Here is a 14,611-nt window from a genome sequence, read left to right on the forward strand (position 1 = left end):
GGCGGCGCCGGCCGGAAGGACCGCGGCGAACTGTGGATAACTCCCGGCGGCTCAGCGGGCGTAGGTCGGATCGGTCGCCGGGATGTCGCAGGCCCACTCGCTGAACTGGTCGCGCGGAGAGCGCTGCTTGCAGACCAGGTTGCGGTTCGAGGCGCGCGTGCCGATGAGGACGGGCGAGCCGGGGGCGGCGGTGATCGTGCGCGGCTCGCCCAGCGAGCCCACCCCGAGGGAGGTGATGGCGCTGCCGCTGACCGGCATCAGGTACGGCAGGGCCTGGGTGTCGGAGTCCTTCTGCCCGAGCACCGCCAGCGTGCCGTAGTCGCGCCAGACCAGGTCGCGCGCGCGCAGGAGCTCGGAGCTGACGGGCAAGAACGACCCCACGTCGACGGCGCCGCGCGCGTCGCGGACGATCCGGCCGATCTGGACCTGCGGCTCCCCGTCGACGTCGACGATGACGGCGGCCCGAACGCCGTCGCGCGCGACGCGGAACGCCATGACCTCCCGTCCGCTCAGCCCCCAGTGCGAGACGCGCGCCGGAGGGCGCCCCCGCTGGCGGACCCACAGCCACGACTTGTCCTTGGCCGTCTCGACCGTCCACAGCAGGCCGTCACGTCCCCAGGAGGGCGGGGTGAAACGGCCGCCGCGACGCGAGGACGCCAAGAGGGGCTTCGGTGTGGGCGAGCCGGTGAGCGGGGCGGCCGTCAGCACCTGGTCGCCCTTGGAGGTGAGCCCCGCGACCTCTTGGTAGTCGGGCGCCACGGCCGGACGCGACAGCCGCCACGCGTTCCCCGTCGTGACGGGCTGCGGGACACGTCCGTCGAGGGTGCTGAGGAAGCCCGAGCCGCCGATGCCGTAAGCGCTCTGGGTGACCTGCTCCTCGTGGCCGTCGGGGGCGTTGACCTCCCACGCGCGGACGTCCTGGGTCACGTTCATGTCCTTCGGCGCGACCGCCTCGCCGCCGATCCGCAGCCTCCACCGCTTGATCTCGGAGAACTGCCGCAGGGTCCAGCTGAGCTGCGCGGACATCCGCTCCACACTGCCGGTGCCGGCCTCCTTGCTGAGATCGACGGTGGCGATGTCCTTGCTGATCTCCACGCCCTCGCCGCTCAGGTGGGTGCCGGGCGGGAAGGCGCTCTTGACCGCCCCGTACAGCCACGAGGTCGGGCCGTTCAGCAGGGCCCGGACGAGCTGGGACGGCAGGTCGCGCCGGTTGACCACCGGGAGGAAGATCCCGTTCGGGACGAGGGTGCGCTGGTCGGGCGCGAAGAAGTACAGGTTGACCGGGCGGAGGGCGCGCTCGACGTCGACCTGGGTGAGCAGCAGCCCGGCGCGCTCGTCGTCGGGCAGGCCGGTGACCCGCCACAGCCCCTGGGGCGTCCGGCCGAGCTGGAAGCTGACCTCGATGTGCTCGGCCGCGGCGCGGTACTGGCCGTCGGACGCGATCGTGCCGAGCTGGTCGCCGACGACCTTCACGACCGCCTGCGTGGCCGTCTGCTTGACGACCCTGGGCGCCTCGCGGTTCCGCATGACGGTGACGGAGGGCCTCAGGCCGGGGCGCCACGAGGTCTGGGCCGCCAGGAACTCCCGCGCCACCTTGTGGTCGTCGTCGAAACTCGCGGAGGCGGCGAGGAATCCGGACACGATCTCTTCCGGACCCCATTCCGGACGGGGCCGTACGGGGATCAGCCGGACGTAGGGGTCGTCGACCTGCTCGGCCCGTTCGACGGGCTTGCCGGACACCACACGGCCGCCGCCGGGCACGTTGGCGCATCCGGCGACACAGAGGGTGAGGACCGCGAAGACCAGCAGGGCCGGCGGGATCCGGCGCGGCCCGGACGGGCCTCCAGGCCGCGGGGCGGGTGCCCGGCACGGGGGGCCGGGGGTGTGGTCGGGGGTGCCCGCCGTCACTCGCCCGCCTCCAGCTCGGCGAAGAGGGGACGGGCGTCGCCCGCGCCCGGCGGCACCAGCGGGAGCGGCGAGCCGCGCAACTCGGCGCCCGCCACCCTGGGCAGGGACAGGCGGAACTGCGATCCGGCGCCCGGTTCGCCCCACGCCTGGAGCCAGCCGCCGTGCAGCTGGGCGTCCTCCCTGGAGATCGACAGGCCCAGCCCGGTCCCGCCGGTGGTGCGGGCCCGCGCCGGGTCGGCGCGCCAGAAGCGGTCGAACACCATCTGCCCCTCCCCCGGTTTCAGTCCCACCCCGTGGTCGCGGACCGCGACCGCGACCGCGTCGCGGTCGGCGGCGACCGACACCACGATGTCCTCACCCTCGCCGTGCTCGACGGCGTTGACCAGCAGGTTGCGCAGGATGCGCTCGACGCGGCGGCGGTCGACCTCGGCCATGCACGGCTCGCCGGGGAGCTGGAGCACGACCCTGCTGCCCTTGCGCTCGGCCAGGCCCTGGATGTCGCCGACGGTGCGCAGCACCAGGTCGCGCATGTCGAGCGACTCGGCGTCGAGGGTGGCCGCGCCGGCGTCGTGCCGGCTGATCTCCAGCAGGTCGCCGAGCAGCGACTCGAAGCGTTCGAGCTGGCTCTGGAGCAGCTCCGCCGAGCGGCGCACGGCCGGGTCGTCGAAGGTGTCGCGGTTCTCGTAGAGCATGTCGGCGGCGATCCGGATCGTGGTGAGGGGCGTGCGCAGCTCGTGCGAGACGTCCGACACGAACTGCCGCTGCACCTGCGACAGGTCCTCCAGCTCGCCGATCTTGTCTTGCAGGTTGGCGGCCATGTCGTTGAACGAGCGGGCCAGCCGGGCGAGGTCGTCCTCGCCGCGGACCCGCATGCGCTCCTCCAGCCGTCCGGCGGCGAGCCGCTGCGCGCCCTGCGCGGCGAGCCGGACGGGGATGACGACCTGCCGGGTGACGAGCGAGGCGATCGCCGCCAGCAGCAGCACCAGCACGACGCCGACGCCGGCCAGGGACCGGGCCACGTTCGTCAGCGTGCGCTGCTCCTGCTCCAGCGGGAAGAGGTAGTAGAGCTCGAACTGGGCGGTCTTGCCGCCCACGATGAGCCCGCGTTCGGACCTGCTCTCGCGTCCGACATAGGACAGCTTGCCGAACGTGTAGGAGCGCGATCCCGTCGGCGCGTGCCGCAGCTCCTCGCGCAGCCGCCTCGGGACGCTCTCCTCGCGCAGCTCGTTGGTGGCCCGTCCCCCGGAGAAGCGGTCGCTGGTGTCGCGGATGTAGACCTCGTACAGCCCGGACGGGCCGCTGCGCGCCTTGAGCCGGTTGACCACGGCGTCGAGCCGCCCGCCGCCGTCCTCGGGCGAGTTGCCGAGGTCGCGCTGCACCTGCGCGAGGCCCTCGTCGAGCTGGAGCCGCGCCGCCTTGACCTTGCCGTCCATCAGGGCGGACGACACCTGCTGCATGAGGAACACCCCCAGGATCGCGACCACGATCACCGAGATGCACAGCGTCCAGGTGACGATCCGCACCTGGATCGAGCGGCGCCACCGCTGGTAGCCGCGCCGCGACACCCCCCGGACGGCGCGCCTGAGCGTGCCGAGCCCCCGCCGCGCGAGCCGCTTCACGGCGTTCATCGCGGACGGGGGGCGCGGAGGCGGGGGCGGATGGTCATCGCCGAGCGGCCGGGATCAGGCCGGACCGGCCTTGTAGCCGACGCCGCGGACGGTGACGACGATCTCGGGCCGTTCCGGGTCCTTCTCGATCTTGGCGCGGAGCCGCTGCACGTGCACGTTGACCAGGCGGGTGTCGGCGGCGTGCCGGTACCCCCAGACCTGCTCGAGCAGCACCTCGCGGGTGAACACCTGGCGCGGCTTGCGGGCCAGCGCCACCAGCAGGTCGAACTCCAGCGGGGTGAGCGGGATGTGCTTGTCGCCGCGCTTGACCGAGTGGCCGGCGACGTCGATGGTGATGTCGCCGATCTGGAGGGTCTCGGGGGCGGGCTCGTCGGTGCGGCGGAGCCGGGCGCGGACCCGTGCGACCAACTCCTTGGGCTTGAACGGCTTGACGATGTAGTCGTCGGCGCCCGACTCCAGGCCGAGCACCACGTCGACGGTGTCGCTCTTGGCCGTCAGCATGACGATCGGGATGCCGGATTCGGCGCGGATCTGCCGGCACACGTCGATGCCGTCGGCGCCCGGGAGCATCAGGTCGAGCAGCACGAGATCGGGCCGCGTCTCCCGGAACGCCTCAAGCGCCTTGTCGCCATCGTGGACGAACGACGGCTCGAAACCCTCGCCCCTCAGCACGATGCCGAGCATCTCGGCGAGCGCGAGGTCGTCGTCGACGACCAGTACACGTCCTCTCATGGCCCTCATCGTCACAAAGTCGGGGTTCGGTGGAGTGGGGTGAGACGGTCCTGCCCCACCTCGCCAGGGAGGGAAATGCCTTGGCGTGCAAGGTTACCCGCGTTTGCCTGGTACATGACTCCTCCCGGTGTCGGGCGAACGGGCGCCGGCCCGCCGCGCCGCTCGTCACGGTCTCGTTCAAATGCCGGATTGTAAACAGGCAACCGCGATTCATCTCCGAGATCGTCCGGCCGGCGGTGGCCGGCGGCGGACGGGGCGGGCCCGGAACGGGACCGGAAACGGCCTTCGGCGCGGCCCCGGCGGCCGAATCGGCGTGCAGATCATCATGGACCGGGCCGGGAAAGGCAATTACGGCACCCCGCCCGTGACAGGATGACCTGACCGGGAATCCGGGGGTGCCCCGGAAAGCACGCTGACGACTCATCACGCGGGGAGCGGAGATGCCGGGACCGGACGGCTGGGACGAGGGCGCGGACGGCGACGTCCCGTTCCGCCCCATGTCCATCTCGGAGATGCTGGACGGCGCGATCGCCGGGATCCGGCGCCGGCCCCGCATCACGCTGGGCCTGTCGGTGGCGGTCAGCACGGTGATCCAGGTGCTGGTCACGGTCGCGACCTACTACTTCATCGGCGACCAGGCCGACGGCGAGGTCACCCCGGGCGCGCTGCTGGAGTCGGTCGGCTCGCAGCTCATTCTCGGGGCGATCGGGCTGGCACTGTCGGCCTACGGGATCCTGCTGCTGTCGGGCCTGCTGGCGCCGCTGCTCGGGCGCGGGCTGCTCGGGACGCCGGTCCCGCCGCGGCAGGCGTGGCGGGACGTGCGCCCGCGGCTGGGCCGGCTGATCGCGGTCGCCGCCCTGATCATGGTGGTGTCGCTGCTCGCGCTGCTGCTGCCGATCGTCCCGTTCCTGCTGCTCGTCGCGGCCGGGGCGCATCCGGCGCTCGACGTGCTGGCCGCCGTCGCGGGCTTCCCGGTCGGCGTCGGGCTGATGGTGTGGCTCTACATGCTGCTGGTGCTGGCCGCGCCCGCCGTGGTGATGGAGCGGGAGACCGTCGGCGGGGCATTCCGGCGGGCCCGCGCGCTGTCGCGGGGGCGCTGGCTGCGCACCTGCGGGACGCTGCTGCTCACCCTGCTGATCACTCTGTTCATGGGGTTCTTCGCGCTGCGGATCCCGTTCCTGATCGTCCAGCTCGTCTTCTTCGGGGACGCCTCGCACGGCACCGCGATGGTGCTCGGCCTGGCGGTCGACACGGTGGGACGCATCGTGAGCTGGTCGATCATGCTGCCGTTCGACGCCGGCGTGATCGCGCTGCTGTACGTCGACCGGCGGATGCGCCGCGAGGGCTTCGATCTCGAACTGCGCAGCCGCGGCCGGTCGGCCGCCGCGATCATCGCCGCCGCCTCCCCGGCCGCTTCCGCGCCCGCCGATTCCGCCGGGGCCACGGCCGGGCGGGGCAGGAGCGGCGACGATGACCCGGACGGCTTCTTCGACCTCTGGCGGCCCTACGCGGCGGCGGCCCCCGGCGCGCTCGCGCCCGCGGCCGTCCCTCCGCCCTCGAACGCGCCGCGGACCGGGGTGACTTCATGATCACTGATCCGATCGGCCGGGACGACGCGCGCGAGCTGGCCCGCCGCGAGCTGGAGAAGTCGATCTACCAGCGGGACCGGCCGTCCTGGCTCGAACGGCAGTGGGACCAGTTCACCGACTGGCTGCGCGACCTGTTCGGCCGGGCGTCCGAGCCGACCGCGCACGGCGGCGGCTCCGGCGGCTGGATCTCGATCGTGATCATCATCGCGCTGCTGCTGGCGGTGATCGGGCTGGTGGTCTGGCTGATGCGGGGCCGCGGCAACCCGAGGTCGCGCGGCGAGGCGCTGCTCGACGAGCGGCCCTCCACCGCGCTCGACCACCGCGAGGCCGCCGAGCGGCACGCCGCCGGCGGGCAGTGGCCCGAGGCGATCCGCGAGCGGCTCCGGGCCATCGCGCGCGACCTCGAGGAGCGCGCCGTCCTGGCGCCGCGGCCCGGCCGGACGGCCGACGAGCTGGCGGCCGAGGCGGGCGCGGCGGTGCCGCAGCTCGCCGACGACCTGCGCGTGGGCGTCGAGATCTTCGACGAGGTCTGGTACGGCGACCGGCCCGGCAGCATGGAGGCCTACGCGCGCCTCAAGCAGCTCGACGAACGGCTCCAGGCCGCCCGGCCCAAGCCGCTGCGCTCCGACGGCGACCCCGCCCTCGCGGGAGCCGGGACGGGCCCGCACGACGGAGAGGACGGTGGCCCGCGTTGGTGATCCAGTCGCCGCCCCAGGGCGGCGCGGACGGCTCCGGTTCTCCCGCCCCGCCGGGACCGACCGCCGGGCAGGTCGCCTCGCGCCGGGTCCGGTCGGCGCGCGGGATCGTCCTGGTCCTGCTCGCCCTGGTGGCGATCGCGGTGATCCTCGCGGCGCTGCGCCCCTCGGTGACCCCGCAGGACCTCGACCCGACCTCGCCGACCGAGGGCGGCAGCCGGGCCCTCGCCGAGATCCTCAAGCAGAACGGGACGCGGCTGGACGTGGCGCGCAGGGCCGGCGACGCGGCCGGGCTGGCCTCGCCCGGCAGCGTCACCGTCGTCACCCGGCCCGAGCGGCTCACCGACGGCGACATCGACCGGCTCCGCGGGGCGCAGGGCGACCTGCTGCTCGTCCAGCCGAACCGGAGCGTCCTGCGAGGGCTGGCCCCCGGCGTGCACCGCGCGGGCACCAGCTTCGAGCGGACCGCCGACCTCGACTGCGCCCTGCCCGCCGCGCGCCTCGCCGGACCGGTCGCCTTCGGCGGCGCCGAGACCTACGCGACGTCCGGCGGCGACGGCGTCGTCACCTGCTACCGCGCGGACGACTACAGCCGGCTGGTCCAGGTGCGGGACGGCTCCCGCACCGTCACCGTGCTCGGCTCCCCCGAGCCGCTCACCAACGCGCACCTCACCGAGGAGGGCAACGCCGCCCTCGGCATGAACCTCGCCGGGGCGCGGTCCTCGGTGGTGTGGCTGATCCCCGACCTGCCCGAGGCCGGCGCGGGCGGCGACGCCACGCTGAGCGACCTGCTGCCGTTCGGGGTCAAGCTGTTCGTCCTCGAAGTGCTGGTCGCGGTGGCGCTGGTGGCGCTGTGGCGGGCCCGGCGGCTCGGGCCGGTGGTGGCCGAGGCGCTCCCCGTCGTCGTCCGCTCGGCTGAGACGGTGGAGGGCCGCGCCCGGCTGTACCGCGCGCACCACGCCAGGGGCCGGGCCGCCGACGCGCTGCGCGCCGGGGCCCGCGAGCGGCTCGTCCCCCTGCTGGGGCTCCCGCGCAGCACCGCGCAGGACTTCGCGTTCGCGCAGGAGATCGTCACCGGAGTCGCCCACCGCACGTCCTACGACGAGGCGGTGGTCGGCACCGCCCTGTACGGTCCTGAACCTGCGGACGACGCGCAACTCCTCGCGCTCACCGACATCCTCGACGTCCTGGAAAGGCAGGTACGGCAGTCGTGAACCACCCTGTTGAGCTCGGCAAGGACGGTGGCGGGTCCGCCGTCGACACCGGGCAGGCCAGCGGGCCGGCCGCCGCGGAGGCCGCCGAGGAGGCGCGGCACCGGGCCGAGACCGCCCGCGCGGCGCTGACCGCCCTGCGCGGCGAGGTCGCCAAGACGGTGGTCGGCCAGGACTCGGTGGTGACCGGCCTGGTCATCGCGCTGCTGTGCCGCGGCCACGTGCTGCTGGAGGGCGTGCCGGGCACCGCCAAGACGCTGCTGATCAAGACGCTGTCGCGCGCGCTGGACCTCGACTTCAAGCGGGTGCAGTTCACCCCCGACCTGATGCCCGGCGACGTCACCGGCTCCCTGGTGTACGACAACCGGACGTCGGAGTTCGAGTACCGCGAGGGCCCGGTCTTCACCAACCTGCTGCTCGCCGACGAGATCAACCGCACCCCGCCCAAGACCCAGGCGTCGCTGCTGGAGGCGATGGAGGAGCGACAGGTGTCGGTCGAGGGCGATGCCCGCCCGCTGCCCGACCCGTTCATGGTGTGCGCCACCCAGAACCCGATCGAGTACGAGGGCACCTACCCGCTGCCCGAGGCGCAGCTCGACCGGTTCCTGGTGAAGCTGACCGTCCCGGTGCCGTCCCGCGACGAGGAGATCGCGATGCTTCAGCGGCACGCGGGCGGGTTCGACCCGCGCGACCTGTCGGCGGTCCGGCCGGTGGCGGGCCCCGAGGAGCTGGCCGCGGGCCGTGCCGCCGTGCGGGCCGTCCACCTCGACCCGAAGGTCGCCGCGTACGTCGTCGACCTGTGCCGCGCCACCCGGCAGTCGCCCTCGCTCCAGCTCGGGGTGTCGCCGCGCGGCGCCACCGCGCTGCTGGCCACGTCCCGGGCGTGGGCGTGGCTGTCGGGCCGCGACTACGTGACCCCCGACGACGTGAAGGCGCTGGCCCGGCCGACGCTGCGGCACCGCGTCCAGCTCCGGCCCGAGGCCGAGCTGGAGGGCGCGACCGCCGACGGCGTGCTGGAGGGCATCCTGGCGCACGTCCCGGCGCCCCGCTGATGACCGCGCACCCGCCGCGGGCCGCCGCCGGGTCCGCCGCCGCGCACCGGAGGGCCCGCCGATGGCGCTGACCGGACGGCTCGGGCTGCTGGCGGCGCTCGGCGCGCTCGTCCCGATCTTCCTGCCGAGCTGGTGGGCGCTGGCCGCGCTCTGGGCCGTGCTGGCCGCGGCCGTGGCGGCCGACCTGGCGCTCGCGGGCAACGTGCGGGCGCTGCGCTTCCACCGGTCCGGCGACGCCCGCGTCCGGCTCGGCGAGACCGCGTCGGTCACCCTGATCGTCGAGAACCTGGGGCGGCGCCGGGTCAAGGCCCGGCTGCGCGACGTGTGGCCGCCGAGCGCCGCCGCGACGCCCCGCGCCACCCGGGTGGACGTGCCCGCGGGCGAGCGGCGCCGGGTCGAGATGACGCTGGCCCCCACCCGGCGCGGCGACCGCGCCGCGGTGACGGTCGTGGTGCGGTCGGCCGGACCGCTCGGGCTGGCCGCCCGGCAGCTCTCCCGTCCCGCCCCGTGGACGGTGCGGGTGCTGCCCGCGTTCCCGTCCCGCCGCCATCTGCCCGCCAAGCTGGCTAAGCTGCGCGAGCTGACCGGCAACCACGTGGCGCTGATCCGCGGGCAGGGCACCGAGTTCGACTCGCTGCGCGAGTACGTCGACGGCGACGACGTCCGGTCCATCGACTGGCGGGCCACCGCGCGCCGCGCCGACGTCGTCGTGCGCACCTGGCGGCCCGAGCGCGACCGGCGCATCTACCTGGTGCTCGACACCGGCCGCACCTCGGCCGGACGCGTCGGCGACATCCCCAGGCTCGACTGCTCGATGGACGCCGCGATGCTGCTCGGCGCGCTGGCGTCGCGGGCCGGCGACCGGGTCGACCTGCTCGCCTACGACCGGCGGGTCCGCGCCCGTGTCGAGGGCGCCTCGCGCACCGACCTGCTGCCCTCGATGGTGCACGCGATGGCGCCGCTGGAGCCCGAGCTGATCGAGAGCGACGCGGCCGGGATGGTGTCGGCCCTGATGTCGCGGGTGCGGCAGCGCTGCCTGGTGGTGCTGCTGACCGAGCTCAACACCGCCGCGATCGAGGAGGGGCTGCTGCCGCTGCTGCCGCGGCTCACCGCCCGGCACCTGGTCATGATCGCCGCGGTGTCCGACCCGCGGGTCGGTGAGATGGCGGCCGGACGCGGCGACCTGGCCGCGGTGTACGACGCCGCGGCGGCCGAGCGCGCCCGCGGCGAGCGCCGCCGGCTCACCGCCGAGCTCCGCTCGTACGGCGTCGAGGTCGTGGACGCGCCTCCGGCGGAGATCGCGCCGGCCCTCGCCGACGCCTACCTGGCCCTCAAGGCCGCCGGCCGGCTCTGAGCCCCGCGCCGGGACGGTCAGCCGGCGACGGGGGCCTGGTCGGGACGGAGCTCGGCGTCACCGGTCTCGCCCTGCCGGACGGCGCGGCGGCCGAGCACGATCACGTACGCGAGGAACGCGACCTCCACGACCACGCCGATGCCGATCCGCAGCCAGGTGGTGTGCACCCAGCCGGTCACGAAGCCCTCGACCAGGCCGGAGACCAGCAGCACCCCGACCAGGCCGATGGCGATGCTGACCGCCGCGCGGCCCTCCTCGGCGAGCGCCTGACCGCGGCGGCGCCGTCCGGGGTCGATGACCGTCCAGCCGAGCTTGAGCCCGCCCGCGCAGGCGAGGTAGACGGCGGTCAGCTCCAGCAGCCCGTGCGGCAGGATCAGGCCGAAGAAGACGTCGCCCTTGCCGTAGGCGAACATCAGCCCGCCGGTCACCCCGAGGTTGATCTGGTTGGTCAGCAGCACCAGGACCGTGGGGATGCCGAGCAGGACGCCGAAGATCAGCGCGACGGCCGACACCCAGGCGTTGTTGGTCCACACCTGGAACGCGAACGAGGCCGCGGAGTGCTCGGTGTAGTAGTTGGCGAAGTCCTCGTCGACCAGCCTGCGGATGTCGTAGGGGTCGCCCACGGCGGTCTGCGCGGCCGGGCTGTGCACCACCCAGATCGCCAGCGCCACCGCGACCAGGTTGCCGAGCACCACGATGCCGAGCCACCACCACCGCATCCGGTAGGCGGCGGCCGGGAACGACACGGTCGCGAACCTGCCGACGTCGCGCCAGAGCGGCGCCCGCGCGCCCGCCACGGCCGCCCGGCCGCGCGCCACGAGCGACGACAGCCGTCCGACGAGCATCGGGTCGGGCGAGCTGGAGCGCACCACCGACAGATGGGTGGCGGTCCGCTGGTAGAGCTCGACGAGCTCGTCGATCTCGGCGCCGGACAGCGAGCGGCCGGAGTTGATCAGCCCCTCCAGGCGCTGCCAATCGGCGTTGTGCGCGGCCACGTAGGCGTCGACGTCCACCCAGGGAGACTAACGCCTGGGACGGCGGTCCCGCGCGGCGTCGCCGTCCCCGCTTCGCCCCCCGCTACGCCGTCCCCGCGGCGCCGTCCCGCGGCGTCCCATCGGCGGTCCCGCGCGGCGCGGGGAGTGCGGCGGCGGCCGGTTGACTAACGCCTGAGCCCGCCGACCCGGCAAGATGGGGCACGCCCCGGCATAGGAGGATGGGAATGGCCGAACTCGTCACCGGCGAGGCCGTCGCGCTCGACATCCGGGTCGCGCGCCTGGCCAGCCGGGGCTGCGCCCTCCTGCTCGATCTGATGTTCCAGTTCACGTTCCTCAACATCGGGTTCTACGTGGCCGCGATCGCCTCGCTGGGCATCGACCCGGCGTGGGGCGTGGGCCTTTCGCTGCTGCTGGTGGTCGCGGTCGTGGTGGGCTATCCGTGCGCGTTCGAGACGCTGTCGCGCGGCCGGACGTTCGGCAAGATGGCGTTCGGCCTGCGGACGGTCGCCGACGACGGCGGGCCGATCCGGTTCCGCCAGGCGCTGGTCCGGGCGCTGGCCGGGTTCCTGGAGTTCTGGACGCTGTTCGGGGCGCCCGCGCTGATCACCTCGCTGTGCAACGGTCGCGGCAAGCGGCTCGGCGACCTGTTCGCGGGCACCGTCGTCATCCAGGAGCGGGTGCCCAGCTCGGCGCTGTTCGGCCCGGTCGCGGTGATGCCGCCGCACCTGGCCGGCTGGGGCGGCGCGCTGGAGCTGTCGATGCTGTCCGACGAGCTGGCGATGACCGCCCGGCAGTACCTGGCGCGGTTCTGGGAGCTGCGGCCGGAGGTGCGCGACGCCCTCGGGCTCCGCATCGCCGGGCAGGTGGCCGCCGTGGTGAGCCCGCCCCCGCCGTACGGGGTGCGGCCCGAGATCGTGCTGTCGGCCGTCCTCGCCGAACGCCGCCGGCGCGAGGAGTGGCGGCTCGCGCGGCACCGCGACCGCCGGATGCGGCGCGCGTGGCAGGCGGCCGGACGTCCCGCCGCCGCGCCCGCCCCGGCGATGGCGGTGGCCGGGCCCCCGCCGCCCGGTGCGGGCCGGCCGGGCCCTCCGGTTCCGCCCCCGTTCAGCACGCCGGGCCCGGGGCAGCCCGCCTTCCTCCCGCCGCCCAACTACGGGGCGGGCCCGTACCAGCAGGCCCTGTCACCCGGCCGGCCGGGCTATCCGCCGCCGCCGCCGTATCCCCCTCCGCCGCCCGGTCCGGCCGTCCAGCGGGACGGGCGTCCCTAGCCTGGACGTTCGCGTCCGGTTGTCAAGATCAGCCTGAAGATCGCGCGGTCGTTGTGCAGGTGTGCGCCTTCCGCCGGGCCCGGTCGCCTCCTAAAATCCGAGTAACTTTCACGTTCAGGAGGCGGCATGCGCGTCCGTTCTGCCCTCGGCCGGATCACCACCGCCGCCGTCCTGGCCGGTGCCGGCACAGCGGCCGGCACCGCCGCCCCGGCGCTCGCCGAGCCCGCCCCCGCCCCGCGCGCCGCCGCGACGGCCCCGACGATCACCGACGACCGGGGCCGGACGGTGATCCTGCACGGGCTCAACACGGCCAGCAGCGCCAAGGGCCCGAGCGGGCTCCCGTGGATCAAGCGCGAGGACGTCGTCCGCGAGGCCCGCGACCTCGGCTCCAACTCGGTGCGCTACCTGATCCAGTGGAAGAACGTCGAGCCCCGGCCCGGCGAGTACGACGAGGGCTACCTCGACGCGGTGGCCGCGCGGCTGGCCTGGTACCGCGAGCAGGGGATGCAGGTCGTCCTCGACATGCACCAGGACGTCTACGGCCCGGCGGCGTGCAAGGACTCGGGCAACGGCGCCCCCGCCTGGGCCACCTTCACCGACGGGCAGCCCTGCGAGCCGCAGGACCCGTGGATACTGACCTACGTCCAGCCCGCGATCCTGCGCGCCTACGACAACTTCTGGAACCACACCGGCAAGCACCCCGAGCTGATGCGGCACTACACCGCGATGTGGAAGCACGTCGCGCAGCGGTTCGCCAAGGACCCGGCGGTGCTCGGGTACGACCTGATGAACGAGCCGTTCGGCGGGACGCGGCAGTTCGGCTTCTTCGAGGGCCCGACGCTGACGCCGTTCTACCAGCGCACCCTGAACGCGATCCGCGAGGTCGACCGCGACAACTGGGTGCTGGTGGAGCCGCAGGCGCTCGGACCGAACGACGGCACCGAGACCTCCCTCGGCGCGCTCACCGATCCGCGCACCGGCGCCTCCCGCGTCGCGTTCGCGCCGCACTTCTACCCGGCCGGCGTCGACATCGGCGGCTCCTACACCGGCGCGGGGAAGCTGCTGGCCCAGGCGCAGTTCGCGCTGTGGAAGCGGAACATGCCGGCGGCGGCGCGGCGGCTCGGGATGCCGATGTGGGTCGGCGAGGTCGGCGGCATGACCGTGCAGGCGCCGGGCGTGGACGAGTTCACCGGCGACTGGCTGTCGATGGCGGACGGATTGACGACCGGCTGGGCGTACTGGTCGAGCGACCCCGGGTCCGCCGGCCCGACCGACGAGAAGGGCGAGCTGACCTCCATCGGGCGGCTCCTGGCCCGTCCGTATCCGCGCGCGGTCGCGGGGACGCCCACGAAGATCTCCTACGCCTCGAAGACCCTCACGGTCGGCTGGCGGGACCGGGCCGGGGCGTCCGGGCCGACCGAGATCTGGCTTCCGGCCGCGGACTTCCCCGGCGCGCCGAAGGTCGTGTCGACCGACCCCGCCGGGAAGTGGCGCTCGCAGTGGGATGCGGACCGCCGGGTGCTGTCGGTCTGGGCCGCGCCGGGGACGCCCGAGCACACCGTCGAGGTCCGCCCCTGAGGGTCCGTCACGCGAGGGTGGGCGGGGACTCCAGGTCGGCGAGCTCAATGCCGGGGGCGTCGAGTACCACGTCCCCGGCGACGTGCACCGCGACCGCCTCGGCCGTGGCGAGGTCGGCGATCTCGTATCGCTCGACGGGCAGCGGCCCGCTGTCCGTCTCGTGCGCCGTGACGTCCGCCAGCCGCCAGCGCTCGGTCACGGTCAGCGCCGACAGGGCCGTCCCGTTCAGCCGGACGAGCCGGACGTCGGCCCGCTCCCCCTCCGACAGCCCCAGCGTCCGGGCCACCGCGACCAGGAACCCCGGCGACTCCCCCGCGAACGCGACCGCACGCGCACCGTGCTCGGTGGGGGCGTCCGTCCCGGCTCCGCGCACCCAGGCCAGCTCGTGCCCGGTGACGCCGCCGCGGATCCACCAGTGCGGCGCGACCACCTCGACGCGGATCTGCCGCCAGCGGGCGTCCACGACGAGGTCGACGCGGACGCCGTCCGACCGCTGCCCCACGTACCGCCAGCCCCCCGGGCCCGGCGCGCACTGGAAGCGCTCTTCGAGGCCATCGCCCAGGTGGACGTACGTTCCGCGCGGCATCCCGCGACCCTAACG

Annotated in this window: 12 protein-coding genes; 7 read left to right on the forward strand and 5 right to left on the reverse strand. The window is 74.4% G+C overall.

Features of this window, described 5'->3' with window-relative positions:
- Positions 1-51: 51 nt before the first annotated feature.
- The 3 genes from OHA34_RS18335 to mtrA are packed head-to-tail and all read right to left on the reverse strand — an operon-like array spanning position 52 to position 4,268.
- Positions 52-1,908, reverse strand: a complete 1,857-nt coding sequence (locus tag OHA34_RS18335; protein ID WP_329522305.1) for an LpqB family beta-propeller domain-containing protein — start codon at positions 1,906-1,908, stop codon at positions 52-54.
- Positions 1,905-3,536 carry an MtrAB system histidine kinase MtrB gene (mtrB, locus tag OHA34_RS18340; protein ID WP_285942416.1) on the reverse strand — a complete coding sequence of 544 codons (1,632 nt, stop codon included), beginning with the start codon at positions 3,534-3,536 and terminating at the stop codon, positions 1,905-1,907. Before mtrB ends, OHA34_RS18335 begins: the two co-directional genes overlap by 4 nt.
- Positions 3,537-3,590: 54 nt before the next feature.
- Positions 3,591-4,268 carry an MtrAB system response regulator MtrA gene (gene mtrA / locus OHA34_RS18345; protein WP_285942417.1) on the reverse strand — a complete coding sequence of 226 codons (678 nt, stop codon included), beginning with the start codon at positions 4,266-4,268 and terminating at the stop codon, positions 3,591-3,593.
- A 440-nt stretch (positions 4,269-4,708) separates the two neighbouring features.
- On the opposite strand from mtrA, the gene OHA34_RS18350 reads away from it, so the two are divergent.
- The 5 genes from OHA34_RS18350 to OHA34_RS18370 all read left to right on the forward strand — a co-directional run bounded on the left by OHA34_RS18350 (position 4,709) and on the right by OHA34_RS18370 (position 10,169).
- Positions 4,709-5,857, forward strand: a complete 1,149-nt coding sequence (locus tag OHA34_RS18350) for a hypothetical protein (protein WP_329522306.1) — start codon at positions 4,709-4,711, stop codon at positions 5,855-5,857.
- Positions 5,854-6,555 (forward strand): DUF4129 domain-containing protein, encoded by a 702-nt coding sequence (locus OHA34_RS18355; RefSeq protein ID WP_285942419.1) that lies wholly within the window; start codon positions 5,854-5,856, stop codon positions 6,553-6,555. Before OHA34_RS18350 ends, OHA34_RS18355 begins: the two co-directional genes overlap by 4 nt.
- A complete protein-coding gene (locus OHA34_RS18360; RefSeq protein ID WP_329522307.1) occupies positions 6,552-7,766 on the forward strand; it encodes a DUF4350 domain-containing protein in 1,215 nt (404 codons plus the stop codon). The genes OHA34_RS18355 and OHA34_RS18360 overlap by 4 nt, the downstream gene beginning before the upstream one ends.
- 125 nt (positions 7,767-7,891) lie before the next feature.
- A complete protein-coding gene (locus OHA34_RS18365) occupies positions 7,892-8,815 on the forward strand; it encodes an AAA family ATPase (protein ID WP_285942809.1) in 924 nt (307 codons plus the stop codon).
- A 61-nt stretch (positions 8,816-8,876) separates the two neighbouring features.
- Positions 8,877-10,169: a DUF58 domain-containing protein gene (locus OHA34_RS18370; protein ID WP_329522308.1), complete on the forward strand. Its 1,293-nt coding sequence runs from the start codon at positions 8,877-8,879 to the stop codon at positions 10,167-10,169.
- Between the two features lie 17 nt (positions 10,170-10,186).
- Here the strand turns inward: OHA34_RS18370 and OHA34_RS18375 are convergent, their stop codons facing one another.
- Positions 10,187-11,182 (reverse strand): stage II sporulation protein M, encoded by a 996-nt coding sequence (locus OHA34_RS18375; protein ID WP_329522309.1) that lies wholly within the window; start codon positions 11,180-11,182, stop codon positions 10,187-10,189.
- Positions 11,183-11,388: 206 nt separating this feature from the next.
- Between OHA34_RS18375 and OHA34_RS18380 the strand changes: the two genes are divergently transcribed.
- Together OHA34_RS18380 and OHA34_RS18385 are read left to right on the forward strand one after the other, a co-directional pair.
- Positions 11,389-12,432 (forward strand): RDD family protein, encoded by a 1,044-nt coding sequence (locus OHA34_RS18380; RefSeq protein WP_329522310.1) that lies wholly within the window; start codon positions 11,389-11,391, stop codon positions 12,430-12,432.
- A gap of 126 nt (positions 12,433-12,558) precedes the next feature.
- On the forward strand, positions 12,559-14,010 hold the full coding sequence (locus tag OHA34_RS18385) for a cellulase family glycosylhydrolase (protein ID WP_329522311.1): 1,452 nt from the start codon (positions 12,559-12,561) through the stop codon (positions 14,008-14,010).
- 7 nt (positions 14,011-14,017) lie between these two features.
- Here the strand turns inward: OHA34_RS18385 and OHA34_RS18390 are convergent, their stop codons facing one another.
- Positions 14,018-14,596 (reverse strand): hypothetical protein, encoded by a 579-nt coding sequence (locus tag OHA34_RS18390; RefSeq protein WP_285942429.1) that lies wholly within the window; start codon positions 14,594-14,596, stop codon positions 14,018-14,020.
- Between the last annotated feature and the right edge of the window lie 15 nt (positions 14,597-14,611).

The organism is Spirillospora sp. NBC_01491, from assembly GCF_036227065.1.
Taxonomy (GTDB): Bacteria; Actinomycetota; Actinomycetes; order Streptosporangiales; family Streptosporangiaceae; genus Spirillospora; species Spirillospora xylanilytica.

What these genes read in the sequence shown, in the direction of transcription:
- mtrA (WP_285942417.1), bottom strand. Translation starts at nt 4,268, where the DNA reads ATGAGAGGACGTGTACTGGTCGTCGACGACGACCTCGCGCTCGCCGAG.
- mtrB (WP_285942416.1), bottom strand. Translation starts at nt 3,536, where the DNA reads ATGAACGCCGTGAAGCGGCTCGCGCGGCGGGGGCTCGGCACGCTCAGG.
- OHA34_RS18385 (WP_329522311.1), top strand. Translation starts at nt 12,559, where the DNA reads ATGCGCGTCCGTTCTGCCCTCGGCCGGATCACCACCGCCGCCGTCCTG.
- OHA34_RS18370 (WP_329522308.1), top strand. Translation starts at nt 8,877, where the DNA reads ATGGCGCTGACCGGACGGCTCGGGCTGCTGGCGGCGCTCGGCGCGCTC.
- OHA34_RS18350 (WP_329522306.1), top strand. Translation starts at nt 4,709, where the DNA reads ATGCCGGGACCGGACGGCTGGGACGAGGGCGCGGACGGCGACGTCCCG.
- OHA34_RS18355 (WP_285942419.1), top strand. Translation starts at nt 5,854, where the DNA reads ATGATCACTGATCCGATCGGCCGGGACGACGCGCGCGAGCTGGCCCGC.
- OHA34_RS18390 (WP_285942429.1), bottom strand. Translation starts at nt 14,596, where the DNA reads ATGCCGCGCGGAACGTACGTCCACCTGGGCGATGGCCTCGAAGAGCGC.
- OHA34_RS18380 (WP_329522310.1), top strand. Translation starts at nt 11,389, where the DNA reads ATGGCCGAACTCGTCACCGGCGAGGCCGTCGCGCTCGACATCCGGGTC.